Source organism: Massilia sp. SYSU DXS3249 (assembly GCF_053668055.1).
In genome coordinates, this window is the sequence record NZ_JBSIPX010000020.1 from 1 (window position 1) to 23,159 (window position 23,159).

Sequence of the window (23,159 nt, forward strand, 5' to 3'; positions counted from 1 at the left end):
GCCGCCACACGCTTATGGCCCGCAGTTCCCGACAGATACTCCTGAACCACTTCGAGCTTGAAACGCTCGTCGTACTTCGTCATGAAAAACCCCCAAAAGTTGTGTCCAACTTTTGGGGGTCAGTTCAATATCGCATGACCCTTATTTCCGGCACTGGCTGAACGCGTGGACGGCGGAGCCGTCCACCCTACATGACTCAGCGGAAATAGGCCTCGGACGCAAAGGTAATCACCACCACCAGCAGCACCGCCGCCAGCAGCACCAGCAGGAGCCGCCCGAAGCGGGGCGAGCCGACCGTGTCCGGCTCTTGCGGGTCGTTGTCGTCGCTGAACTCTCTCATGGCAGCAGCCTCATGGCACCAAAATCGTGGAGCCGGTGGTGCGGCGTGCTTCGAGCGCGATGTGCGCCTGGGCAGCGTCGGCCAGGGGATAACGCTGGTGGATGTCGATCTTGATCTTGCCGCTGGCGACCATTTCGAACAGGTCGGCGGCCATGCTTTCCAGTTCAGGGCGCGAGGCGGCGTAGGCGCCCAGCGAGGGCCGCGTGATGTAGAGCGAATTGCGCGAAGCCAGTTCGCCCAGCGAGAACGGCGGCACCGCACCGGACGAGTTGCCGAAGCTGACCATCAGGCCGCGCGGCTGCAGGCAGTCGAGCGAGCGGAGGAAGGTGTCCTTGCCGACCGAGTCGTAGACGACCGGCACCATCGCCCCGCCGGTGATCTCGCGTACGCGCGCCACGATGTCTTCCTCGTTGTAGTTGATGACGTGGGCGGCGCCGTGCGCCTTCGCCAGCGCCGCCTTCTCGTTTGACCCGACGGTGCCGATCAGGTTCACCCCGAGTGCGCGCGCCCACTGGCAGGCGATCAGGCCGACGCCGCCAGCCGCCGCGTGGAACAGGATGGTCTGGCCCGGCTTGAGCTCGTAGGTCTGGCGGAACAGGTATTGCACCGTCAGGCCCTGCAGCATCATGGCGGCCGCGGTCTCGAAATCGATCGCATCCGGCAGGCGCACCAGGATGTCGGCCGGCATGGTGCGCAGCTCGCTGTAGGCGCCGTTCGGACGGCCGGCATAGGCCACGCGGTCGCCCGGCCGCACGTGGGTGACGCCATCCCCCACCGCCTCGACCACGCCGGCACCTTCCTGGCCCAGGCCGGACGGCAGCGGCATCGGATACAGGCCGGTACGGAAATACACGTCGATAAAGTTCAGCCCGATCGCATGGTTGCGCACGCGCGCCTCGCCCGGTCCCGGCTCGCCGACCTCGACGTCGACGTATTCCAGTACTTCCGGTCCGCCCGTGCGGTGCATGCGGATTGCCTTGGCCATCATGTTTCCTTTCTTGTTGTGCAGGTTGATCAGTCCGGGTTCATCAGCTGCCCGAGCACCAGGTGCGCGGTGGCGACGTTGGTCGCGCAGGCGATGTTGTGCACGTCGCAGGCGCGCACCAGGGCGTTGATGTCGGGTTCGTGGGGCTGGGGCGTCATCGGGTCGCGCAGGAAAATCACGCAGTCGAGCTCGCCCGTGACGAGCTGGGCGCCGATCTGCAGGTCGCCGCCGAAGGGGCCCGAATGCTTGCAGTCGACCGGCAGGCCGAGTTCGTTGATCAGGCGCGCGCCGGTGGTGCCGGTGGCCATCAGCGCGCACCCGGCCAGGAAGTCGCGGTACTCGCCGGCGAGCGTGATCATGTCGTCTTTTTTCTTGTCGTGCGCAATCAGCGCGATGCGTGGTTTCGGTGGGTTCATGTTGCGCTACCTCGTTCCTGTTTGAGTGACAGTGCGTAGATTCCGGCCAGTACCAGGCCGGTGCCGGCCAGCTGCACGGCGGTCACGGGTTCGCCGAGCACCAGCGCGCCCAGGAACAGCGTCGAGACCGGGCCGATCATCCCCGCCTGCGAAGCGGTGGCCGCGCCGATGCGCTGCACCGCCGCCATCGTCATGAATACGGGGAGGATAGTACAGAAAACGGCATTCACGAGCGAGAGCCCGTAGACCGGCAGCGGCTGCACCAGCAGGGCGGCCGGCCGCAGCAGGAAAAACTGCGCGACGCCGGCCGCGCTGGAGACGCACATGGCGTAGGCCACCAGGCGCAGCGAGCCGATGCGGCGCACCATCTCGCCCGAGCCCAGCAGGTAGACCGCGTAGGTGACGGCCGAGCCGAGCACGAACAGGGCGCCGAGCGCGGTGTTGCCGGCGCCGCCGGCCAGGTCATGCACGAACACCAGCACGATGCCGCAGTAGGACAGCGCCAGCGCCGCCCACTGGCGCGCGCCGATGCGGCGCTTGAAGACCAGGGCGGTGATGGCCAGCACGAAGGTCGGCGTCAGGAACAGGATCAGGCGCTCCAGGCCTGCCGAGATGTACTGCAGGCCGAGGAAATCGAGGTAGCTCGACAGGTAATAGCCGACCAGGCCGAGCCCGACGATGCGCCAGCGGTCGGCCGCGGACAAGGGGGCTTCGGTACGCATCTTCCAGAAGGCGACGGCAGCGAACACCGGAAACGAGAACAGCATTCTGAACGCGATCAATGTCACTGCATCGATGTGGTAACGGTACAGCAATTTGGCGACGACGGCCTTCGTAGAAAACAGAATGGCGCCCGCGATGGCGATGCCGAGGCCGGCGAGGTAGGCCGGACGTGGCAGCGGAGCGGCAGTTGGGGCTGTTTTTGGCTGGCTCATCCAACGATTGTACGGCCAAGCACATAATCAGGCTCGGCAGGGCCCTCGAACGCAAAGCCGGCTCCGCAGTCCAACCAGAATATCGATCATTCATGAGGAGGAACAATGCCGAACTCGAGCATGACGCGGCCCCCCGCCCCATCCCTCCCACGCCGCCCCTGCGCCGGGCCACGCGCGCGCCGGAGGAAGCCGCGATGAGCGCCCTGATCCGCGTCGACACGCAACCCGGCCGGGAGCGGCCTTTCGTCATCGCCTGCCTGGCCATGCTGGTCGCGGTGTGCTGGGCCTGCCTGGTGTTCCGCGCCCTGCGCATGGCGAACGTCGACCCGGCGGCGCTGCCCGCCGCGGTGTCCACTGTTGGGCCCGCTGCTGCGCCCGCTGTTGCGTCCGGTTCTGCGCTGAGTGCAGCCCCTCCCCCTTACCGCCTGCCCGAGCTCGGCCTGGTGCTGGCCATGTGGGAGCCATGCTGTCGGCGATCATGCTGCCCGGTACGACACCGGCCATCCTGCTGTTTGCGCGCATCAACCGGCTGGTGCGCTCGGTGCGCTTTCCCAACCTGGCGACGCTCCTGTTCGTCGCCGGCTACCTGGCGGTGTGGGGCGGCTTCGGGGTGCTGGCCACGCTGCTGCAATGGGCGCTGCACGACGTCGGCGCGCTCGACACCGGCATGGCCATCGCCAACCACAGCGCCTGCGGCCTGCTGCTGGTGGCGGCCGGGGTCTACCAGTGGACGCCGGTCAAGCACGCCTGCCTGCAGCATTGCCGGGCGCCGCTCTCCTTTGTGGTAACAAGCTGGCGGCTGGGCCTGGCTGGCGCCTTCCGCATGGGGCTCTCGCACGGCCTGTACTGCACCGGCTGCTGCTGGCTGCTGATGCTGCTGCTGTTCGCGGCCGGCGTCACCAACCTGTTCGCGCTGGTCGCGCTGGCGGGTCTGGTGCTGGCCGAGAAGCTGTTGCCGGCCGGGTCGGTGCTGGCCTGCGTCAGCGGCCTGGCACTCGTTGCGTGGGGGACACTGTTGTTGTTTCCACAAGCCTGAGCGAGCGTTTCAAGGGCGGGCCCATGTTAGAATGTCGGCCATTCTTGCATACCGTCTAAGGAATTCTCGACATGGCTGGACACAGCAAATGGGCCAATATCAAGCATAAGAAAGCCGCCACCGATGCCAAGCGCGGCAAGATCTGGACCCGCCTCATCAAGGAAATCACCGTCGCCGCGCGCATGGGCGGCAGCGACATCAACGCCAATCCGCGCCTGCGCCTGGCCGTGGACAAGGCGGCTGATGCCAACATGCCGAAGGACAACGTCACGCGCGCCATCCAGCGCGGCGCGGGCGAGCTCGAGGGCGCCAACTACGAAGAAATCCGCTACGAAGGCTACGGCATCGGTGGCGCGGCGATCATCGTCGACTGCATGACCGACAACCGCGTGCGTACCGTGGCCGAAGTGCGCCATGCCTTCAGCAAGTTCGGCGGCAACATGGGCACCGAGGGTTCGGTCGCCTTCATGTTCAAGCACACCGGCCAGTTCCTGTTCGCGCCGGGCGTGGACGAGGACCAGCTGATGGAAGCGGCGCTGGAAGCCGGCGCCGAAGACGTGGTGCAGGACGAGGAAGGCGGCTTTGAAGTGCTGTGCGATCCGTTCGCCTTCTCGAGCGTCAAGGACGCCCTGGAAAAGGCCGGTTTCAAGGCCGAGGTCGCGGAAGTCACCATGAAGCCGGCCACCGAAACCGTGTTCACCGGCGAAGACGCAATCAAGATGCAAAAGCTGCTCGACGCACTGGAAAACCTGGACGACGTCCAGGAGATCTATACCAACGCCGTGATTGAAGAATAAACGCAGGCTCCTTATGAAAATCCTGGTAGTCGGCTCAGGCGGCCGTGAACATGCCCTGGCCTGGAAACTGGCCCAATCCGAACGCGTGCAGATGGTGTATGTCGCGCCGGGCAACGGGGGCACCGCGCTCGACGCGCGCCTGGTCAACGTCGACCTCAGCGATCCGGCTGCACTGGCCGATTTCGTCGTCGCCGAGCACATCGCCCTGACCCTGGTCGGTCCGGAAGCGCCGCTGGCAAGCGGCATCGTCAACCTGTTCCGCTCGCGCGGCCTCAAGATCTTCGGGCCGACGCGCGAAGCGGCGCAGCTGGAAAGCTCGAAAGACTTCGCCAAGGCCTTCATGCAGCGCCACGGCATCCCGACCGCGAAATACCAGAGCTTCTCCGATGCCGCCCAGGCGCACGCCTATGTCGATGCGAACGGCGCGCCGATCGTGATCAAGGCCGACGGCCTGGCGGCCGGCAAAGGCGTCGTCGTGGCAATGTCGCTCGAGGAAGCGCATGCTGCGGTCGACCACATGCTGTCGGATAACGCGTTCGGCGACGCCGGCGCGCGCATCGTCATCGAGGAATTCCTGGCCGGCGAAGAAGCCAGCTTCATTGTCATGTGCGACGGCAAGAACATCCTGCCGATGGCCACCTCGCAAGACCACAAGCGCCTGAAGGACCGCGACGAAGGCCCGAATACGGGCGGCATGGGCGCCTACTCCCCTGCGCCGATCGTCACCCCGGCCATGCATGCGCGCGTGATGCGTGAGATCATCAACCCGACCATCCAGGGCATGGCCAAGGACGGCATCCAGTTCACCGGCTTCCTCTACGCCGGGCTGATGATCGACGCCGAGGGCAATCCGCGCACGCTGGAATTCAATTGCCGCATGGGCGACCCGGAAACCCAGCCGATCATGGCGCGCCTGAAAAGCGATTACGTGACCGTGCTGGAACACGCCTGCAACGGCACGCTCGACGCGGTCGAACTCGAATGGGACCGCCGCACCGCGGTCGGCGTGGTGCTGGCCGCCGCCGGCTACCCGGACAGCCCGCGCAAAGGCGACGTCATCGACGGCATCCCGCCGGAGACGCCGGAATGCGTGACCTTCCATGCCGGCACCCGCCTCGTCGACGGCAGCCTGCAGACGAATGGCGGCCGCGTGCTGTGCGTGGTCGGCCTCGGCGACAGCGTCAAGATGGCGCAGAAGCAGGCATACGAGGGCGTGGACAAGATCCGCTTCGACGGCATGCAGTTCCGCCGCGATATCGGCTGGCGCGGGATCAAGTAACACCGCGCCGACAGGCAGCATCAATGGAGTCGGGACGACGCCCTGAACCTAGGGTGGCGTCCCGACTCCACGCGTTTACGCCCTATGAACATCCGCGGCTTTCCCCACACCCCACGCCGCAGTGTACAATCCCCCTCTTATTTTTCCGTCACCCATTCCACGCGCCATGTCCACTCCCTCCCCTACCGCCATCAAAGCCTGGCTGCTCGACCTGCAGTCGCGCATCGTTGCGGCGTTGGAAGACGTGGACGGCAAGCCTTTTCTGACGGATAGCTGGGAACGTCCCGAAGGCGGCGGCGGCATCTCGCGCCTGGTCGAAGAAGGCAACGTGCTCGAGCGCGGCGGCGTGAATTTCTCGCACGTGATGGGCGCCAACCTGCCGCCGTCGGCCGCGGCCAGCCGCCCCGAACTGGCGGGCCGCGCCTGGGAAGCCATGGGCGTGTCGCTGGTGCTCCATCCGCGCAATCCGTACGCGCCGACGGTGCACATGAACGTGCGCTTCTTCGAAGCCACAAGCCCGGGCCAGGATCCCGTCTGGTGGTTCGGCGGCGGCATGGACCTCACGCCGTATTACGGCAATGCCGCCGATGCGCGCCACTTCCACCAGGTCTGCCACGACGCGCTCGCGCCCTATGGCGAGACGCTGCACGGCCGCTTCAAGGCCTGGTGCGACGAGTACTTCTACCTGAAGCACCGCAAGGAAGCGCGCGGCGTCGGCGGCATCTTCTTCGACGACTTCAACGAGCTGCCTTTCGACGATGCCTTCGCCATGGTGCGCAGCGTGGGCGACGGTTTCCTCGACGCCTACCTGCCCATCCTCACGGCACGCAAGGACACGCCCTACGGCGAACGCGAACGCGACTTCCAGGCCTACCGGCGCGGACGCTACGTCGAGTTCAACCTGGTGTGGGACCGCGGCACCCACTTCGGCCTGCAGTCGGGCGGCCGCACCGAGGCGATCCTGATGTCGCTGCCGCCGATCGTCAAATGGCGCTACGACTGGCACCCCGAACCGGGCTCGCCGGAAGCCGCGCTGTACAGCGACTTCCTGCCGCACCGGGACTGGCTCGCTTCGTGAGCGCCTGCATCGCCCTGCTGGGGGGCAGTTTCGATCCGGTCCACCATGGCCATGTCGCGCTGGCGCGCCTGTTTGCCGAGACGCTGCGTCCCGACGAACTGCGCGTGCTGCCGGCGCGGCCCTGGCAAAAAGCGGCCTTGAGCGCCAGCGACGAACAGCGCGTGGCGATGCTGGAACTGGCGTTTGCGGATGCCGGCGTGGCGATGGCCATCGACCGCCGCGAACTCGACGCGCAGGGCCCGACCTATACCGCCGAGACCCTGCGCGGCCTGCGCGCCGAACTCGGGCCGGAGGCCTCGATCGTGTTCCTGATGGGCGCAGACCAGCTGCAGAACCTGCACACCTGGCGCGACTGGCAGCAGCTGTTCGCGCTGGCCAACCTCGCCGTCGCCGCGCGTCCGGGTTATACGCTGGACCAGGATTCGCTGCCGCCGGCGGTGGCCGCGGCGCTGGCGCCGCGCCTGGCGCCGGCAGAACAAGTGCGCACCACGCCCGCAGGGCTGGTGTGCCTGGCGCACACGCTCGCGGTCGACATCTCGTCGACCACGGTGCGCGCGCTGCTCAAGAAGGACGACACTTCAGCCGAGGAAGATACGACGGCGGAAGTGAACTTGCTCGTCCCCCGGGTAGTGCTAGACTATATTCAACACCATAATTTATACAAGACCTAATGGATATCAAAAAACTGCAAACGGTCGTCGTCGACGCCCTCGAAGACGTCAAGGGCCAGGAGATCATGCTGTTCGATACGACCGGGCTGACCAGCCTGTTCGATCGCATCGCCGTCGTCTCGGGTACGTCGAACCGCCAGACCAAGGCGCTGGCCGCCTCGGTACGCGACAAGGTCAAGGCAGCCGGCGGCGACGTCGTCGGCCTGGAAGGCGAAGACACCGGCGAATGGGTGCTGGTCGACCTGGGCGACATGATCGTCCACATCATGCAGCCGGCGATCCGCCAGTACTACCGCCTGGAAGAAATCTGGGGCGAGAAGCCGGTCAAGCTGGGCGCCGCCAAGCGCAAGTCGACGCCGGAAGCGGCGGAAGCAGCCGAGCCGAAGACCAAGTCCAAGCACCTGGCCGCCAACCAGGACGCGCCGGAAGTCAAGCCGGTCAACGAGCGCAAACCTGCCGCCAAGCGCGCCACCGCCGTGAAGACGGCCAGCACCGCGGCCGCGAAGAAGCCGGCAGCCAAGAAGGCGCCGGTCGGCAAGACCGTGAAAGTGGCGCCGAGCAAGAGCGAGATCGCCGCCGTCGAAGCGACCAAGGCCAAGCCGCCGAAGCGTACGCCACGTGCCGTCGCCGCCCCTGCGGACGCCGAACCGGCGAAGAAAGTCATCAAGCGCGTCGCCAAGAAGGCTGCTGCCGAGTAATCACCAGCCTGGTTTTACATGCAACTGATCATCGCTGCGGTTGGCCACAAGATGCCGGCCTGGATAGAAACCGGTTTCGCCGAGTACACGAAGCGCATGCCGCCCGAGCTGCGCATCGTGCTCAAGGAAATCAAGCCGGTCGAGCGTTCGGGCAGCAAGACGGCCGCCACCGCGATGGCGCTCGAACGCGAGCGCATCGAAGCCGTGCTGCCGAAAAGCGCACGCATCATCGCGCTCGACGAGCGCGGCAAGGACCTGACAAGTGTTGGACTGTCCCAACAACTGTTGAACTGGCAACAGGACGGCCGCGACACCGTCTTCCTGATCGGCGGCGCGGACGGCCTCGATCCCGAACTCAAGGCCCGGGCCGAAGGCCTGATCCGCATTTCGAGCATGACCTTGCCGCACGGGGTCGTGCGCGTCATGCTGGCGGAACAGCTCTATCGCGCCTGGTCGATTACCCAGAACCATCCGTACCACCGCGTCTGACCCAGGCTCCCCATGAAAGTGTTCGACAAAAAAATCTACCTCGCCTCGAAAAGCCCGCGGCGCCGCGAACTGCTGCGCCAGGTCGGCGTCGACTTCGACCTGCTGATGCTGCGCAGCGATCCGGCGCGCGGCGTCGACGTCAGCGAAGACGTGCGGCCGGGCGAACTGGCGCACGACTACGTGGTGCGGGTCGCGCTGGAAAAAGGCGCCTTTGCCTGGAATGTGCTGCAGCAGCGCCGCCAGCCGCTGCGCCCGGTGCTGACCGCCGACACCACCGTCACGGTCGACGACGAGATCCTCGGCAAGCCCGCCGACCCGGCCGAGGCCGCCCTCATGCTGGAACGCCTGTCGGGCCGCACCCACCAGGTGCTGACCACGGTGGCCGTGCACTTCACCGACATGGCCGAGCACGTCACGCAAGTCTCGAACGTACGTTTCGCCAAACTCACCCCGCAGGCGATCCGCGCCTACTGCGCCACGCCCGAGCCCTACGACAAGGCCGGCGGCTACGGCATCCAGGGCCTCGCCGCCCTGTTCGTCGAGCATATCGAGGGCAGCCACTCGGGGATCATGGGCTTGCCGCTGTTCGAGACGGCGGCCTTGCTGCGCAAGGCGGGCGTGCCGGTTTAAGCTGAGGCGCAAGACGTAGGGTGGGCTCTCGAGCCCACGCGGTACGGCAGCCGAGCAGTCGCATGGCAACCCGGTAGGCCACCAACTAGCAAAACCCGTGTCGATCGTCGAGGTATCGACAATTGCCAACGATGCGGCAGCGGAACCTTCGTACCGCGTGGGCTCAAGAGCCCACCCTACGAAAACCGAATCCACTTCCCCCACGCCGCCCCATCCCAGCGTGTATCATGGCACTCTGAACAATATCCCCGTGCGCAGCGTCCATGAACGAAGACATCCTCATCAATATCACTCCGCAGGAAACGCGCGTGGCGCTGGTCCTGCAGGGCGCGGTGCAGGAGTTGCACATCGAACGCACGCTCACGCGCGGCCTGGCCGGCAACGTGTATTCGGGCAAGGTAGTGCGGGTGCTGCCGGGGATGCAGTCGGCCTTCATCGACATCGGCCTGGAACGAGCGGCCTTCCTGCACGTGGCCGACATCTGGGAAGCGCGTCCGCACGACAATTCCAACGTGCCGCCGACGCCGATCGAAAAGCTGCTCTACGACGGCCAGGTGCTGACCGTGCAGGTCATCAAGGACCCGATCGGCACCAAGGGCGCGCGCCTGTCGACCCAGATCTCTATCGCCGGCCGCATGCTGGTCTACCTGCCGCAGGACAACCACATCGGCATCTCGCAAAAGATCGAGAAGGAAGCCGACCGCGAACTGCTGCGCACGCGCATGGCGGGCCTGCTCCCGAGCGACGAAAAGGGCGGCTACATCGTGCGCACCCAGGCCGAGGAAGCGTCAGACGCCGACCTCGCCGCCGACGTCGATTACCTGCGCAAGACCTGGGCCGCGATCCAGCACGGCGCGCGCACCCGCCCGGCCACCAGCCTGCTCTACCAGGATTTGAACCTGGCCCAGCGCGTGCTGCGCGACTTCGTGCATGACGAAACGGCGACCATCCAGGTCGATTCGCGCGAGAACCACGCCATGCTGGTCGAATTCGCCAAGGTCTACACGCCGAGCGTGCTGGCGCGCCTGCAGCACTACACCGGCGAGCGCCCGCTGTTCGACCTGTACGGCGTCGAGGAAGAAATCCTGCGCGCGCTGGGCCGGCGCGTGGACCTGAAATCCGGCGGTTACCTGATCGTCGACCAGACCGAGGCGATGACGACGATCGACGTCAACACCGGCGGCTATGTGGGCGGACGCAATTTCGCCGACACCATTTTTAAAACCAACCTGGAAGCGGCGCACGCCATTGCGCGCCAGTTGCGCCTGCGCAACCTGGGCGGGATCATCATCCTCGACTTCATCGACATGGACAACAACGAGCACCGCAACGCCGTGCTCGCCGAGTTGAAGAAGACCCTGGCGCGCGACCGCACGAAAGTGTCGGTCAGCGGCTTCTCCGCCCTGGGCCTGGTGGAAATGACGAGGAAGCGCACCCGCGAGTCGCTGGCCCACATCCTGTGCGAGCCCTGCCCGGCCTGCGCCGGCAAGGGGCAAGTCAAAACATCGCGGACGATCTGCTACGAAATCCTGCGTGAACTGCTGCGTGAAGCGAAACAGTTCAATCCGCGCGAGTTCCGTATCCTGGCCTCGCAGGAAGTGGTCGATCTGTTCCTGGAAGAAGAATCGCAGCATCTGGCGATGCTGGGCGACTTTATCGGCAAGAAGATTTCCCTGCAGGTGGAAAAGGGCTATCACCAGGAACAGTACGACGTGATCCTGATGTAGTCCGCGGGAGGCGGGTTCGAACCATTCGCCACGTTTCGCACTCAAATCTGGTAGTTCGACGGCTTCGGACATTGCTTTTCGTCTGAAGCTTGGTACGAATTGCCGACCTTTGATGGTTTTTTCTTGACTTGCAGGCAGAAAATCCCTAGCGTCTAAACAGATAGCATTTTTCGCCACTGTGTGGATTGCGGCAAGTCAACTTGCTCCCAAAATGGGTACACAAATTCCAGGCTTTAACGATACGATGCGCAGCCGGCGTCAGACAAACCTGCTCGAAGGAGGCGGCAAGGATGCCGCTGTGGATGGGGACGCCGATCGTGAAGCCGCCATGCTGCGCATTACCCAGAACCAGATGCTGGTCAACCAGGCGCTGGTGGAAAAGATTTTTGCCTGCGAACGCGCCGAGAGGCCTTGCGCGCTTCCGAACAGAAACTGCACGAACTTCTTGCGCACCAGCTCGCCACGCGCGAGGACGAACGCAAACGCATTTCTCAGGAAATCCACGACTCGCTGGGCCAGAATCTGCTTGCCTTGCGCATGGACATCGTCCGGCTGCACCAGCACACGGCCGGCAAGCATGCGCGCCTGCATCGCTGGGTCGGCACCGCGCTCGAGAACGTCGACACCACCCTGCGCACCGTCAAGGGACTGATCGCCGACCTGCGTCCGTCCATCCTCGAGCTGGGCCTGGTCGATACGGCGGCGATGGAACTGCGCAAGTTCAGCCGCAGCAGCGGCATCGCGGCCGAACTGGCTGCCACCGAAGACCTGGAAAACCTGCCGCTGGACGAAGAACTCGTGCTGGCCGCTTACCGCGCCCTGCAGGAATGCCTGGAAAACGTGTCCGCCCACGCCAGGGCGAGCCGCGTGCACGTTGCCCTGATGCTCGATGGCGACATGCTGACCCTCGTCGTGTCCGACAACGGCGTCGGCTTCGACCCGACCGCCCCACGCAAGCCAGGCAGTTACGGCCTGGTGAGCCTGCAGGAAAACCTGAGCTCGCGCGGCGGCAGCCTCGATATCGACACGGAAGAATCCGCCGGCACCAGCATTACGGTGTCCCTGCCCCTCATTCTCGCCAATCCAGGCTCGTGCCACGAGTCATGATCGGATAGAATCTCTCCTGACAAAAACACAATCTCACCCCGTGGCGTGAAGTGGCAGCATGTCGCCTGCCCACCGCTTCAGTTGCCCGACCACTTATGTCCATCCCGCACGAGTTACTCGCAACGATTACCCAACGGCTGGACCCCAGCCGTGGTCCGGCCGTTGTCGACGACGCGATCGGCTTGTGGCACGCGATGTCGAACCAGTTCAGTCCCCTGCTCGGTCCGCTCAGCACCGAGTTGCTGCTGTTGCGCGCCCTGGAAACGGCCGAGGCGCAGCACCCCTGGCTGCAGGGGGCACATGAACGCGACATCGCCCGGCCGCCTTTCGAGGGACTGCGGCGCTGCTTTACCCAGCGCACGCCGGAAGAAGTGGCAGACGCCAACCGTGCCATTTGCACCGCTTTTATCGGTCATCTGGTGGAACTGATCGGCGCCGCCCTGGCGACCCGGTTCCTGCGCACGGCGTTTCCGGACAGCGACACCCCGGGAAAACAACTAGGAGAATCGGCATGACCGAGAAAATCGACCTGCCCCTGCTGGCGACGGGTGTCCCTGGACTCGACAGCGTCCTCGGCGGCGGCTTGCCGGAGCTGTCCTTCAACATCATCGGCGGCGCCCCCGGCAGCGGCAAGACGACGTTTGCGCAGCAGATCATGTTTGCGCTGGCCGGCCCACGCCGCAAGGCGGTGTTCTTCACCGCCATGGGCGAGCCGCCGGTCAAGATGCTGCGCTACCAGCAGCAATTCGATTATTTCGATTTCGACAAGATCGGCGAGTCGGTCGTCTTCATCAACCTGGCAGCCCAGGTCGAGCAAGGCGATTACGACGCCGTGCTGGCGCAGATCCTGGAAGGCGTGCGCATGCACGCGCCGGCCCTGGTCTTCATCGATTCGTTCCGTTCCTTCGTGCAGGGCGCCCTGGGCGAGCACCAGGAAGTGGCCGCGCTGCAAAAGTTCGTGCAAAAGCTCGTCGCCCACATGACGAGCTGGAACGCGACCAGCTTCCTGATCGGCGAATACCTGGTCAACGAAGCGGACCAGAATCCGATCTTCACGGTCGCCGACGGCATCATCTGGCTGAGCCAGAAATTGCAGCGCAACGCCCTGTCGCGCAAGATCCAGGTGGTCAAGATGCGCGGGCAACGGCAACGGCCGGGCCTGCATTCCTTCCGCATCGAGCGTTCCGGTCTCGAGATTTTCCCGCGGGTGATTCCCGTGGCGCGCGAAGGCGACTTCAAGCCGAAAGTGTCGAAGGAGCGCCTGTCGACGGGCGTGCCGGTGCTTGACGAGATGCTGGGCGGCGGCATCCCGACCGGCTACTCGGTGCTGCTGGTCGGCCCGACCGGCTCGGGCAAGACCATCCTCGCCGGCGAATTCCTGGCAGAGGGTGCCCGCAACGGCGAGTGCGGCGTGGTCGCCCTGTTCGAGCGCACCCCGAACCAGGTCATGAACGAAAAGGTCGAGGCGCTGGTCGAGTCGGGCGATGTGATCATCCTGCCGGTGCGCTCGCTCGACCTGTCTATCGACGAGATGCTGCGCGAAATGCTGGCCCTCATCGACGAGCACAAGGCCACCCGCCTGGTGCTCGACTCGCTGACCGGCTTCGAGATGGCGCTCAACCCCGAGGACCGCGAGGACTTCAACGAAGCGCTGTACCGCATGTCGGCGGTGCTGAACGCGCGCGGCGTGACGGTCATCATGACCAGCGAACTCGAAGACCGTTTCAGCGACCTGCGCTTCAGCCCCTACGGCAGCGCGGTGCTGGTGGACTGCGTCATCATGCAGCGCTATATGGAGTACCAGTCGGAGTTCCATACGCTGATCTCGGTCGTCAAGCTCCGCGGCAGCAAGCACAGCCGTCAAATCCGCACCTTCGATATCACCGAGGAAGGCATCGTCATCGGGACCACCGCGGCCCCTTACGACGGCGTACTGCTCGGCAATCCACAACTGCGGAGCTGAGCCCGCAACGTCCTTTCGGCCCTGGCGTGATTCCATGCCAGGCGCTTCGCCAGCAGCCGCCTGCGAGCGGTTTGCTGGTTGCATTCCTTTCCCTCGCTTCGGCAGACCCGCCACCGCATGCGCGCCGCGACATAATTGCGTTGCAATGCCGTTGATAAACACACCTTATCGGTCACGCAATCCAGACTGACAACGGTATATTCCGGTTGGAAAAACGTCACTGTCGGACTTCTTTACATGTATTGACACCAATAAAGCATGCGTTCGATAACTAATTGAATTTCCTCATTATTTTCTTCGGGCATGGGTATTGCTTCACTAAAAGTCCATCCACCCCGTTGACAATATGTCGAAAGATCAACAATGAATTCCGTTAAAAAACTTCTGTGTGCCGCAGCCGTCGCGCTGGGCACGACCGGTAGCGCAATCGCTGCTCCGGTCCTGACCGATTGGGTGTTCAGCCCGAACGGCGGAGGCTTCGCAGGAGGCCAGACAATCGGTGAATACCTGGACACCAACGGCAATGCCTTCATCCAGCTCACGCCAACCGGCGGTAACTCGTTCGAGTTCAGGGAGCACGCCGTATTCAATATTCTCCAAGCAGACAGCAATGGCCGCCGCTTCCCGGTGAATTTCCCTGGCGGTAATATCAGCGCCACCTTCGAGGCCGTCGGCAGCGGCACTTACGGTGGTGAATTCAGCTTCAGCAGCGGCATCGTCCGCATGTACCAGAACCCGGTCAACCGCCAGTACGGCAGCACGCAAGGCGTGTACGGCGCCAACCTGGGCACCCTGATCGCCGAGTTCGACGTCTTCGGCGGCGGCGGCCGGGTCGATGCGAACGGCGCCCCGATCAACAATGGCCAGGTCAGCGTGTTCGCCAAGGCAATGCCCGGCATGCTCGAGGCGGGCTATTTCTTCAACGCCCAAGGCGAAGACCTCTCGACCAAGGCGATCATGGGCTTTGCGTTCACTAACGCGAACACGATTTCGCGCCCGGGCACGACCCTGGTCAGCGAAGTAGCCTGCCAGTACGCCGGCTTCACCGGCAACGGCTGCACGAGCGGCCGCTACAGCAACCGTCCGAACGAGTATTTCTTCATCGGCGGGAACGGCCAGTTCAAGCTGGGGGAAATCCTGACCGAAGTACCGGAACCAGGCTCGTTCGCCCTGTTCGGCATCGCCCTGCTGGCTGCCGGCGCTACTGCGCGCAAGCGCCGGGTGCTGCGCAAGTAAGGTTTTGTAGACACCATGAAAAAAGCGGCCTTGGCCGCTTTTTTCATGTTCTTGTTCCGCTCAGCGCTTGGCTGTCGGGAAAAACAGCTGCTCGCCGCCAGGCTTGAAGCCAGCGATGCGCGCCTGTCCTTCGGGCGAGGTCATCCATTCGATCAGCTGCTGCGCGCCGCGGTAGTTCACGCCCGGGTGCTTGGCCGGATTGACGGCGATGATGCCGTAGGGGTTGAACATGCGCTTGTCTCCCTCGACCAGGATCGCCAGGCCCGTCCTGGCCTTGTAGGCGCCATAGGTGGCGCGGTCGGTGAGCGTGTAGGCGCGCATTTCGGCGGCCATGTTCAGCACTTCGCCCATGCCCAGGCCGGCCGAGACGTAGGCCGCGCCTGCCGGTTTGGTGCCGGCCGCCTGCCAGTACCCCTTTTCCATCACATCGGTGCCGGAATTGTCGCCGCGGGAAATGAATTTCGCGCCGCTCGCCGCGAGTTTGCCGAAGGCGGCGACGACGTCCTTGCCGCCCCTGATTTTGGCGGGATCGGACTCCGGGCCGACGACGATGAAATCGTTGTACATCACGTCGCGCCGGTCGACGCCCCAGCCCTCCGCGACGAATTTGTCTTCCAGCTGGCGCGCATGCACCAGGGTCACGTCGACGTCGCCGTTCCTGCCCAGTTCGAGGGCCTTGCCGGTGCCGACCGAGATCACCTTGACCTGGATGCCGGTCTTCGCCTCGAAGGCCGGCAGCAGGTGCTTGAGCAGGCCAGAGTTTTCGGTGCTGGTGGTGGTGGACAGGCGGACCGGCTCCTGGGCCAGCGCCAGCGGCGAGGCCGCCATGGCACACAGCAGCACGGCGAACAGATTACGGCGTTTCATCGATTTCTCCTTTGGATGGGGTCTTGCCGGGACGAACTTCCAGCCTGCCCTCGCGCAGCTTCAGGCGGCGCACGCCGGGCAGGCCGATCAGGTCGCGGTCGTGGCAGGCCATGACGACGCTGCCGCCCTGTTCCACCAGCGTCGGGATCAGGGCGATCACCTGCTCGCGCGCGGCGCCGTCGAGGTTGGCGGTCGGCTCGTCCAGCAGCAGCAGGCGCGGCTGCAGCACTCTGGCGCGCGCCAGCGCCACGCGCTGCTTTTCTCCACCCGACAAGCGCGCCGGATCGGTGTCGCGCAGGTAGCTCACGCCCGCCCAGGCCATCGCTTCCTCGACCAGGGCCGCCACCCGCGCCTTCGGTTCGCCGCGCGCCAGCAGGCCGTAGGCGATGTTGTGGGCGACGCTGGTCGAGAACATGATCGGGTGCTGGTGCACGTAGACGATGGCCTGGCGCAGCGCCTTCGGGTAGGGATGCAGGGCGACCGGCCTGCCCTCGAATTCGACCTGGCTCGCCTCCACCCTCTCCAGCCCGGCCAGCGCGCGCAGCAGCGTGCTTTTGCCGACGCCGTTGGGGCCGGTGAGCACATAGGCGCTGGCCGCTTCCAGGCGCAGCTCGTCGATGTCGAACAGCAGCCGCTCGCCATGGCGCCGCGACAGGCCGCGCACGGTCAGCAGCGCGCTCACGACCTGCCTCCGGCCGTATGCGCTTCTCCCTGCAGCAGCATCAGCGCGCCGTTCATCAGCAGCGCCAGCGCGACCAGCACGATGCCCAGCGCGATCCCCTGCGCGAACTCGCCCTTGCTCGTCTCCAGCGCGATGGCGGTGGTGATGGTGCGCGTCTCGCCTTCGATGTTCCCGCCGACCATCAGGGCGCAGCCGACTTCCGAGATCACGCGCCCGAAGCCGCTGATGACGGCCGCCATCACGCCGTAGCGTGCCTCGAACAGGACGGTGCTCATGGTGCGCCAGCGCGAGGCGCCCAGCGCGCGCGCCGTCTCCGCATAGCGCGGATCGAGCGCCTGCACCGCCGCCAGCGTAAAGGCGAGCAGCACCGGCAGGCCCACCACCATCTGGCCGAGGATGACGCCGGGCTGCGAGAACAGCCATTCGAGGGAACCCAGCGGACCGCGGCGCGAGAGCAGCAGGTAGAGCAGCAGGCCGATCAGGACGGTGGGCAGCGACAGCGCGCACTGCGCCAGCCAGACGGCGATGCGGCGGCCCGGGAAGCGGTGCATGGCGATCGCATAGCCGAGCAGCACGGCCGGCGGCGCGGCCAGCAGCAGGCCGATGATGCTGGTCTTGAGCGACACCCAGATGATGCGCCAGAGGGCGGCGTCGCCCGAAAACAGCAGCGCAAACGCGTGCGCCGTGGCGTCGATCAGGGGCATGGCCAAAGAGGATTCAAAGCGGTTCAGTCGGGCCGCATCGGGCCCGTGAGCTCGAGCAGGGCCGGTTCGAACACCAGCCGCTCCTGCCCGGCCAGCAGCAGGAAATGCTTGCCGCTGCAGCGCGCCAGCAGCGACATGCCGACCCGTTCGGCCACCATGTGGCCCATTTGCGTGGTGCCCGAGCGCGAGAGCAGGAAGGGAATCCCCATCTGCGCGCCCTTGATCACCATTTCCGAGGTCAGGCGGCCGGTCGTGTAGAACACCTTGTCGTCGCCGCGCACGCCTTCGAGCCACATCAGGCCGGCGATGGCGTCGACCGCGTTGTGGCGCCCCACGTCTTCCACGAAATACAGGAGCTCGCCGGTGTTCGAGAACAGCGCGCAGCCGTGCACCGAGCCGGCCTGTTTGTAGATCGACTGCTGGGTGCGGATGGTGTCGACGATGCGGTAGACGACCGACTGCTGCAATCTGGCGGTATCACTCAGGGAAATAGTCTCGATCTCATCCATTAACCCGCCAAATACCGAGCCCTGGCCGCAGCCGGTGGTGACGACTTTCTTTGCCGTGCGCTCCTCCACGTCGGCGATGCCATTGCGGGTGACGACCGCCACCGCGTCCACCGACCAGTCGACCTGCACCGAGACCACGTCCTCGATGTCGCGCACCAGGCGCTGGTTGCGCAGGTAGCCCAGGGTCAGCGCTTCGGGCGCGCCGCCGAGGGTCATCAGGGTGACCAGTTCGCGCTTGTCGACGTACACGGTGAGCGGGCGCTCGGCGGGAATCGAGATCGTCGAGCGGCGCGCGCGCTCGTCGAGCACGCTCACCTCGTGCGTGAGGTGGGCGTGCGCATCCGTCAGGAGAGGACGGTAGCGGTGCAGGTCGGGACAGTTCATGTTGCTAATTGTGCCATGCCCTCCAGAATTTGGCCGCCACCGTAGCTGCCCTGCGGTGCGACGGTGCCGCCCGGCGTGACGCGGATCGCACAGTACTTGAATTCCGGGATCTTGCCGAAGGGATCCAGGGCCGCGTTCGTGAGGCGGTTGATGGCCGCCTCGTAGTAGCAGAACGGGACGAAGATCGCTCCCACGGGCGAGCTGTCGTCGGCGCGCGCATACAGGGCGACTTCACCGCGGCGCGAGGCAATGGTGATGACCTCGCCCGGCTTGATTCCCATACGCTCGAGATCCAGCGGGTGCACCAGGGCCACCGGATCGGGCTCGATTGCGTCGAGCACCGTGGCGCGCCGGGTCATGCTGCCGGTATGCCAGTGTTCCAGCTGGCGGCCGGTGATCAGCACCATCGGATAGTCGAGGTCGGGGCGCTCGTCGGCCGGGATGATGTCGGCCGGGACGAAGCGCGCGCGGCCGCCCTCGCGCGGGAAGTCTTCCGTGAACACGACAGGCTGGCCGGCATCGCCCTCGACCACGCAGGGGTAGACCACGGCGCCGTCGCGTTCGAGGCGGTCCCAGGTAATGCCGCCGATGCTGGCCATGGTGCGGCGCATTTCGTCGAACACTTCCGACACGTGGCCGTAGTTCCATGGCAGGCCGAGGCGGTTCGCCATCTGCTGGATGATCCACAGGTCCTGCTTCGCCTCGCCCGGAGGATCGATGGCCTGCCGGCCCAGCTGCACCAGGCGGTCGGTATTGGTGAAGGTGCCGGTCTTTTCCGGGAAGGCGGAGGCGGGCAGGATCACGTCGGCCAGGTAGGCCGTCTCGGTCAGGAAGATGTCCTGCACCACCAGGTGCTCGAGCGCGGCCAGCGCGGCGCGCGCGTGGTTGGCGTCGGGGTCGGACATGGCCGGGTTCTCGCCCATGATGTACATACCGCGGATCTGGCCGGCGTCGATCGCGTCCATGATCTCGACCACGGTCAGGCCCGGCTTCGAATCGAGCGTGGCGCCCCAGGCGGCCTCGAAGCGCGCGCGTGCGGCGGCGTTGTCGACGCGCTGGTAATCCGGCAGCATCATCGGGATCAGGCCGGCGTCCGACGCGCCCTGCACGTTGTTCTGGCCGCGCAGCGGATGCAGGCCGGTGCCGGGACGGCCGATCTGGCCCGTCATCAGCGCCAGCGCGATCAGGCAGCGCGCGTTGTCGGTGCCGTGGATGTGCTGCGAGATGCCCATGCCCCAGAGGATCATCGAACCTTTGGAGGTGGCGTACAGGCGCGCGACGTAGCGGATGGTCTCGGCGTCGATGCCGCAGATCGGCGCCATCGCTTCCGGGCTGTACTCGGCGACGTTCGCTTCGAGGTCAGGATAACCGATGGTGCGGCTGGCGATGAAGGCCTCGTCGACCAGCTTTTCGGTGACGATCACATGCATCATCGCGTTGAGCAGGGCGACGTCGGTGTCCGGCTTGAACTGCAGGTAGCGGTGGGCGTGGCGGGCGAGCTCGGAGCGGCGCGGATCGAGGACGATGAGTTTCGCGCCCTCCTTTACAGCGTTCTTGATCCAGGTGGCCGCGACCGGGTGGTTCACGGTCGGATTCGCGCCGATGATGACGATGACTTCGGCGCGCGTCACGTCCATCACCGGGTTCGACACGGCGCCCGAGCCGATCCCTTCCAGCAGGGCCGACACCGAAGAGGCGTGGCACAGGCGGGTGCAGTGGTCGACGTTGTTGGTCTTGAAACCCGTGCGCACCAGCTTCTGGAACAGGTAGGCTTCCTCGTTGCTGCCCTTGGCCGAACCGAAGCCGGCCAGCGCGGCGCCGCCATGCGTGTCCCGGATGTCCGCCAGCTTGCCGCCGGCCAGCGCCAGCGCTTCTTCCCAGCTCGCTTCGCGGAACACGTCGAGCACGCGGTCCGGGTCCATGGTGAACTCGCCCGTTTTCGGCACGCCCGCGCGCCGGATCAGGGGTTTCGTCAAGCGGTGCGGATGGTGGGCGTAGTCGAAGCCGTAGCGGCCCTTGACGCACAGGCGGCCGTGGTTGGCCGGGCCGTCGCGCCCTTCCACGTAGAGGATCTTGTTGTCCTTGACGTTGTAGGTCAGCTGGCAGCCGACGCCGCAGTAGGGGCAGACCGAATCGACCTGTTTATCCGGGATGTTCAGGGCCACTTCGCGTGCCGGCATCAGGGCGCCGGTCGGGCAGGCCTGCACGCATTCGCCGCAGGCCACGCAGGTGGAGTTGCCCATCGGGTCGTCCTGGTCGAACACGATCTTCGCGTTCTCGCCGCGGAAGGCGAGACCGATGACGTCGTTCACCTGTTCGTCGCGGCAGGCGCGCACGCAGCGGGTGCACTGGATGCAGGCGTCGAGGTTGACCGTCATCGCGGCGTGGCTGTCGTCGCGCTGCGGCTGGCGGCGGGTGGAGGCGAAGCGCGGCTTGCCCAGGCCGAGTTTTTCGGCCCACAGGTCGACTTCGTTCTTGCGGGTGTACTCGGCCTCGGGCATGTCGGCCAGCAGCAGCTCGAGCACCATCTTTTGCGACGCCAGCGCGCGCGGGCTGTCGGTGGTGACCTTCATGCCGGCGGTCGGGTTGCGGCAGCAGGACGGCGCCAGCACGCGCTCGCCGTCGATCTCGACCATGCAGGAGCGGCAGTTGCCGACGGCGTCGAAGCCTTCCTTGTAGCACAGGCGCGGGATGGCCACGCCTTCGCGGTCGGCGACCTCGATCAGGGTCTCGTGCGGCAGCGCCTCGACGGTGCGGCCATTGAGTTCGAAGGAGACGGTTCGGATGATGGCATTCATGGTTGCACCACTGGGGTCGTCAATGCGGGGGTGGTCAATTCGTGCGGGAAGTACTTGATGACGCAGTCGAACGGATTCGGCGCGGCCTGGCCGAGGCCGCAGATCGAGGCGTCGCGCATCACCTGTGACAGGTCGGCCAGCAGCGGCAGGTCCCACTGCGGCTTGCGGATGACGTCGAGCGCCTTGGCGGTGCCGTTGCGGCAGGGCGTGCATTGGCCGCAGGACTCGTCCTTGAAGAAGGCCAGCGTGTTGCGCGCGGCGGCGGTGGCCGTGTCGTGATTGGAAAGAATCACCACCGCGGCCGAGCCGATGAAGCAGCCGTAGGGCTGCAGCGTGTCGAAGTCGAGCGGGATGTCGCCCATGGTCGCGGGCAGGATGCCGCCCGAGGCGCCGCCCGGCAGGTAGGCGTAGAAGCTGTGGCCGTCCTGCATGCCGCCGCAGTATTCCTCGATCAGTTCCTTGACCGTGATGCCGGCCGGGGCCAGTTTCACGCCCGGCTCCTTCACGCGGCCCGAGACCGAGAAGCTGCGCAGGCCGCGCCGGCCGTTGCGCCCGAAGCCGGCGAACCATTCTCCGCCGCGCTCGAGGATTTCGCGCACCCAGTGCAGCGATTCGAAATTGTGTTCCAGCGTGGGGCGGCCGAACAGGCCGACTTGCGCCACGTAGGGCGGGCGCAGGCGCGGCATGCCGCGCTTGCCCTCGATCGACTCGATCATGGCCGACTCTTCGCCGCAGATATAGGCGCCGGCGCCGCGCCGCAAATGGATAGTCGGCATGCCCTGCACCGGCGGATCAAGCCGCAGCTTGTCCAGTTCGGCTTCCAGCATGGCGCGGCAGCCGTGGTATTCGTCGCGCAGGTAGATGTAGATGGCCTCGATGCCGACCGCCCAGGCGGCGATCAGTGCGCCTTCCAGGAAGCGGTGCGGGTCGCGCTCGAGGTAGACGCGGTCTTTGAACGTGCCGGGCTCGCCTTCGTCGATGTTGATCGCCATCAGGCGCGGGCCGGCCTCATTGCGCACGATGCGCCACTTGCGGCCCAGCGGGAAACCGGCGCCGCCCAGGCCGCGCAGGCCGGAGGTTTCCAGCGTCTTGATGACGTCCTCGACGTCGTGCTCGCCGGCGACGCAGGCGCGCAGCAACCCATAGCCGCCGCCCTCGCGGTAGCCCGCGTAGTCGATGTGGCTGGTGACGGCATCGACCGTCTCGCCGCCGCGCACCTTGGCCAGCACGGTCTCGGCGTTCGCCTGCGGCAGCGCCAGCTGGCCGACCACCGCCACTGGCGCCTGCTCGCAGCGTCCGACGCAGGGCGCCTCCAATACCCTCACCTCGCGTCCGAGCAGGGCCGGCAGCTTCGCCAGCAGCTCCTGGGCGCCCGCCATCTCGCACGACAGGCCGGCGCAGACGCGCACGGTCAGCGCGGCCGGGGCCGCCTCGCATTCCTTGACCACGTCGAAGTGGTGGTAGAAGGTGGCGACCTCGTACACCTCGGTCTGCGCCAGGCGCATCTCCTGCGCCAGCGCCGCCAGGTGGTGGCTGCCCAGGCAGCCGAAGTGGTCCTGGATCTTGTGCAGGTGCTCGATCAGCAGGTCGCGCTGGCGCGATGCCGTTCCGAGCAGGGCCTGCACCTCGCTGAGTGCTTGCGGGTCGACGCGGCGGCCCTTCGGGGCTTCGCGCTTGCGCTGGCGGGTCGCGCCGGCGGCGGCGACGGCGATCGGGATGATGGGGTGGTTCATGGGGCGTCCCATTAAATGATCATGTTTCGTTGATGGTAAAACGCGCGGTGTTTCCAACGGTCGTTGGACGCGTGGAGTAATTCAGGCCGGGGCCT

The 23,159-nt window shown here is 65.7% G+C and carries 23 protein-coding genes; 13 read left to right on the forward strand and 10 right to left on the reverse strand.

Annotated features, from left to right (window positions below):
• Positions 1 to 196: 196 nt before the first annotated feature.
• The 4 genes from ACWCIA_RS19505 to ACWCIA_RS19520 are packed head-to-tail and all read right to left on the reverse strand — an operon-like array spanning position 197 to position 2,676.
• Positions 197 to 340, reverse strand: coding sequence for a hypothetical protein (locus tag ACWCIA_RS19505; protein ID WP_454165957.1), 144 nt, complete (start codon positions 338 to 340; stop codon positions 197 to 199).
• A 10-nt stretch (positions 341 to 350) separates the two neighbouring features.
• Complete coding sequence (locus ACWCIA_RS19510) at positions 351 to 1,325, reverse strand: quinone oxidoreductase family protein (protein WP_454166100.1); 975 nt, start codon at positions 1,323 to 1,325, stop codon at positions 351 to 353.
• Positions 1,326 to 1,354: 29 nt separating this feature from the next.
• Complete coding sequence (locus tag ACWCIA_RS19515) at positions 1,355 to 1,741, reverse strand: methylglyoxal synthase (protein ID WP_454165959.1); 387 nt, start codon at positions 1,739 to 1,741, stop codon at positions 1,355 to 1,357.
• Complete coding sequence (locus tag ACWCIA_RS19520; protein WP_454165960.1) at positions 1,738 to 2,676, reverse strand: DMT family transporter; 939 nt, start codon at positions 2,674 to 2,676, stop codon at positions 1,738 to 1,740. The genes ACWCIA_RS19515 and ACWCIA_RS19520 overlap by 4 nt, the downstream gene beginning before the upstream one ends.
• A 463-nt stretch (positions 2,677 to 3,139) precedes the next feature.
• Here ACWCIA_RS19520 and ACWCIA_RS19525 point away from each other — a divergent pair, with 463 nt between their 5' ends.
• The 13 genes from ACWCIA_RS19525 (at position 3,140) to pepA (ending at position 15,387) form a co-directional block, all read left to right on the forward strand.
• Complete coding sequence (locus ACWCIA_RS19525) at positions 3,140 to 3,712, forward strand: DUF2182 domain-containing protein (protein WP_454165961.1); 573 nt, start codon at positions 3,140 to 3,142, stop codon at positions 3,710 to 3,712.
• A gap of 71 nt (positions 3,713 to 3,783) precedes the next feature.
• On the forward strand, positions 3,784 to 4,509 hold the full coding sequence (locus ACWCIA_RS19530) for a YebC/PmpR family DNA-binding transcriptional regulator (protein WP_454165963.1): 726 nt from the start codon (positions 3,784 to 3,786) through the stop codon (positions 4,507 to 4,509).
• Between the two features lie 13 nt (positions 4,510 to 4,522).
• On the forward strand, positions 4,523 to 5,788 hold the full coding sequence (gene purD / locus ACWCIA_RS19535) for a phosphoribosylamine--glycine ligase (RefSeq protein ID WP_454165964.1): 1,266 nt from the start codon (positions 4,523 to 4,525) through the stop codon (positions 5,786 to 5,788).
• Positions 5,789 to 5,954: 166 nt separating this feature from the next.
• Complete coding sequence (hemF, locus tag ACWCIA_RS19540) at positions 5,955 to 6,866, forward strand: oxygen-dependent coproporphyrinogen oxidase (RefSeq protein WP_454165966.1); 912 nt, start codon at positions 5,955 to 5,957, stop codon at positions 6,864 to 6,866.
• Positions 6,863 to 7,537, forward strand: coding sequence for a nicotinate-nucleotide adenylyltransferase (locus ACWCIA_RS19545; RefSeq protein WP_454165967.1), 675 nt, complete (start codon positions 6,863 to 6,865; stop codon positions 7,535 to 7,537). The genes hemF and ACWCIA_RS19545 overlap by 4 nt, the downstream gene beginning before the upstream one ends.
• Positions 7,537 to 8,235 (forward strand): ribosome silencing factor, encoded by a 699-nt coding sequence (gene rsfS / locus ACWCIA_RS19550; protein ID WP_454165968.1) that lies wholly within the window; start codon positions 7,537 to 7,539, stop codon positions 8,233 to 8,235. Before ACWCIA_RS19545 ends, rsfS begins: the two co-directional genes overlap by 1 nt.
• Before the next feature lie 18 nt (positions 8,236 to 8,253).
• Positions 8,254 to 8,724 (forward strand): 23S rRNA (pseudouridine(1915)-N(3))-methyltransferase RlmH, encoded by a 471-nt coding sequence (gene rlmH / locus ACWCIA_RS19555; protein WP_454165969.1) that lies wholly within the window; start codon positions 8,254 to 8,256, stop codon positions 8,722 to 8,724.
• A 12-nt stretch (positions 8,725 to 8,736) separates the two neighbouring features.
• Complete coding sequence (locus tag ACWCIA_RS19560) at positions 8,737 to 9,354, forward strand: Maf family protein (protein WP_454165970.1); 618 nt, start codon at positions 8,737 to 8,739, stop codon at positions 9,352 to 9,354.
• Between the two features lie 263 nt (positions 9,355 to 9,617).
• The gene (gene rng, locus ACWCIA_RS19565) at positions 9,618 to 11,081 is read left to right on the forward strand and encodes a ribonuclease G (RefSeq protein WP_454165971.1); all 1,464 of its coding nucleotides are present in this window, start codon (positions 9,618 to 9,620) and stop codon (positions 11,079 to 11,081) included.
• A gap of 411 nt (positions 11,082 to 11,492) precedes the next feature.
• On the forward strand, positions 11,493 to 12,188 hold the full coding sequence (locus ACWCIA_RS19570) for a sensor histidine kinase (RefSeq protein ID WP_454165972.1): 696 nt from the start codon (positions 11,493 to 11,495) through the stop codon (positions 12,186 to 12,188).
• Between the two features lie 95 nt (positions 12,189 to 12,283).
• On the forward strand, positions 12,284 to 12,703 hold the full coding sequence (locus ACWCIA_RS19575) for a hypothetical protein (RefSeq protein ID WP_454165974.1): 420 nt from the start codon (positions 12,284 to 12,286) through the stop codon (positions 12,701 to 12,703).
• Positions 12,700 to 14,151 (forward strand): RAD55 family ATPase, encoded by a 1,452-nt coding sequence (locus tag ACWCIA_RS19580; RefSeq protein ID WP_454165976.1) that lies wholly within the window; start codon positions 12,700 to 12,702, stop codon positions 14,149 to 14,151. Before ACWCIA_RS19575 ends, ACWCIA_RS19580 begins: the two co-directional genes overlap by 4 nt.
• A 363-nt stretch (positions 14,152 to 14,514) precedes the next feature.
• A complete protein-coding gene (gene pepA / locus ACWCIA_RS19585; protein WP_454165978.1) occupies positions 14,515 to 15,387 on the forward strand; it encodes a flocculation-associated PEP-CTERM protein PepA in 873 nt (290 codons plus the stop codon).
• Between the two features lie 60 nt (positions 15,388 to 15,447).
• Here pepA and ACWCIA_RS19590 read toward each other — a convergent pair whose 3' ends face one another.
• The 6 genes from ACWCIA_RS19590 to ACWCIA_RS19615 are packed head-to-tail and all read right to left on the reverse strand — an operon-like array spanning position 15,448 to position 23,064.
• On the reverse strand, positions 15,448 to 16,254 hold the full coding sequence (locus tag ACWCIA_RS19590; RefSeq protein WP_454165980.1) for an extracellular solute-binding protein: 807 nt from the start codon (positions 16,252 to 16,254) through the stop codon (positions 15,448 to 15,450).
• On the reverse strand, positions 16,241 to 16,936 hold the full coding sequence (locus ACWCIA_RS19595) for an ABC transporter ATP-binding protein (RefSeq protein WP_454165982.1): 696 nt from the start codon (positions 16,934 to 16,936) through the stop codon (positions 16,241 to 16,243). The genes ACWCIA_RS19590 and ACWCIA_RS19595 overlap by 14 nt, the downstream gene beginning before the upstream one ends.
• Positions 16,933 to 17,640 (reverse strand): ABC transporter permease, encoded by a 708-nt coding sequence (locus ACWCIA_RS19600; RefSeq protein WP_454165984.1) that lies wholly within the window; start codon positions 17,638 to 17,640, stop codon positions 16,933 to 16,935. Before ACWCIA_RS19600 ends, ACWCIA_RS19595 begins: the two co-directional genes overlap by 4 nt.
• Before the next feature lie 23 nt (positions 17,641 to 17,663).
• The gene (locus ACWCIA_RS19605; RefSeq protein WP_454165986.1) at positions 17,664 to 18,533 is read right to left on the reverse strand and encodes a formate dehydrogenase accessory sulfurtransferase FdhD; all 870 of its coding nucleotides are present in this window, start codon (positions 18,531 to 18,533) and stop codon (positions 17,664 to 17,666) included.
• Positions 18,530 to 21,331 carry a formate dehydrogenase subunit alpha gene (gene fdhF / locus ACWCIA_RS19610; RefSeq protein ID WP_454165988.1) on the reverse strand — a complete coding sequence of 934 codons (2,802 nt, stop codon included), beginning with the start codon at positions 21,329 to 21,331 and terminating at the stop codon, positions 18,530 to 18,532. Before fdhF ends, ACWCIA_RS19605 begins: the two co-directional genes overlap by 4 nt.
• Entirely contained in the window at positions 21,328 to 23,064 is a 1,737-nt protein-coding gene (locus tag ACWCIA_RS19615) for an NAD(P)H-dependent oxidoreductase subunit E (protein WP_454165990.1), read from the reverse strand. Before ACWCIA_RS19615 ends, fdhF begins: the two co-directional genes overlap by 4 nt.
• Between the last annotated feature and the right edge of the window lie 95 nt (positions 23,065 to 23,159).

Coding starts and splice junctions, on each gene's coding strand:
- ACWCIA_RS19505 (WP_454165957.1), bottom strand. CDS start 340: ATGAGAGAGTTCAGCGACGACAACGACCCGCAAGAGCCGGACACGGTC.
- ACWCIA_RS19510 (WP_454166100.1), bottom strand. CDS start 1,325: ATGGCCAAGGCAATCCGCATGCACCGCACGGGCGGACCGGAAGTACTG.
- ACWCIA_RS19515 (WP_454165959.1), bottom strand. CDS start 1,741: ATGAACCCACCGAAACCACGCATCGCGCTGATTGCGCACGACAAGAAA.
- ACWCIA_RS19520 (WP_454165960.1), bottom strand. CDS start 2,676: ATGAGCCAGCCAAAAACAGCCCCAACTGCCGCTCCGCTGCCACGTCCG.
- ACWCIA_RS19525 (WP_454165961.1), top strand. CDS start 3,140: ATGCTGTCGGCGATCATGCTGCCCGGTACGACACCGGCCATCCTGCTG.
- ACWCIA_RS19530 (WP_454165963.1), top strand. CDS start 3,784: ATGGCTGGACACAGCAAATGGGCCAATATCAAGCATAAGAAAGCCGCC.
- purD (WP_454165964.1), top strand. CDS start 4,523: ATGAAAATCCTGGTAGTCGGCTCAGGCGGCCGTGAACATGCCCTGGCC.
- hemF (WP_454165966.1), top strand. CDS start 5,955: ATGTCCACTCCCTCCCCTACCGCCATCAAAGCCTGGCTGCTCGACCTG.
- rsfS (WP_454165968.1), top strand. CDS start 7,537: ATGGATATCAAAAAACTGCAAACGGTCGTCGTCGACGCCCTCGAAGAC.
- rlmH (WP_454165969.1), top strand. CDS start 8,254: ATGCAACTGATCATCGCTGCGGTTGGCCACAAGATGCCGGCCTGGATA.
- ACWCIA_RS19560 (WP_454165970.1), top strand. CDS start 8,737: ATGAAAGTGTTCGACAAAAAAATCTACCTCGCCTCGAAAAGCCCGCGG.
- rng (WP_454165971.1), top strand. CDS start 9,618: ATGAACGAAGACATCCTCATCAATATCACTCCGCAGGAAACGCGCGTG.
- ACWCIA_RS19575 (WP_454165974.1), top strand. CDS start 12,284: ATGTCCATCCCGCACGAGTTACTCGCAACGATTACCCAACGGCTGGAC.
- ACWCIA_RS19580 (WP_454165976.1), top strand. CDS start 12,700: ATGACCGAGAAAATCGACCTGCCCCTGCTGGCGACGGGTGTCCCTGGA.
- pepA (WP_454165978.1), top strand. CDS start 14,515: ATGAATTCCGTTAAAAAACTTCTGTGTGCCGCAGCCGTCGCGCTGGGC.
- ACWCIA_RS19590 (WP_454165980.1), bottom strand. CDS start 16,254: ATGAAACGCCGTAATCTGTTCGCCGTGCTGCTGTGTGCCATGGCGGCC.
- ACWCIA_RS19600 (WP_454165984.1), bottom strand. CDS start 17,640: ATGCCCCTGATCGACGCCACGGCGCACGCGTTTGCGCTGCTGTTTTCG.
- ACWCIA_RS19605 (WP_454165986.1), bottom strand. CDS start 18,533: ATGAACTGTCCCGACCTGCACCGCTACCGTCCTCTCCTGACGGATGCG.
- fdhF (WP_454165988.1), bottom strand. CDS start 21,331: ATGAATGCCATCATCCGAACCGTCTCCTTCGAACTCAATGGCCGCACC.
- ACWCIA_RS19615 (WP_454165990.1), bottom strand. CDS start 23,064: ATGAACCACCCCATCATCCCGATCGCCGTCGCCGCCGCCGGCGCGACC.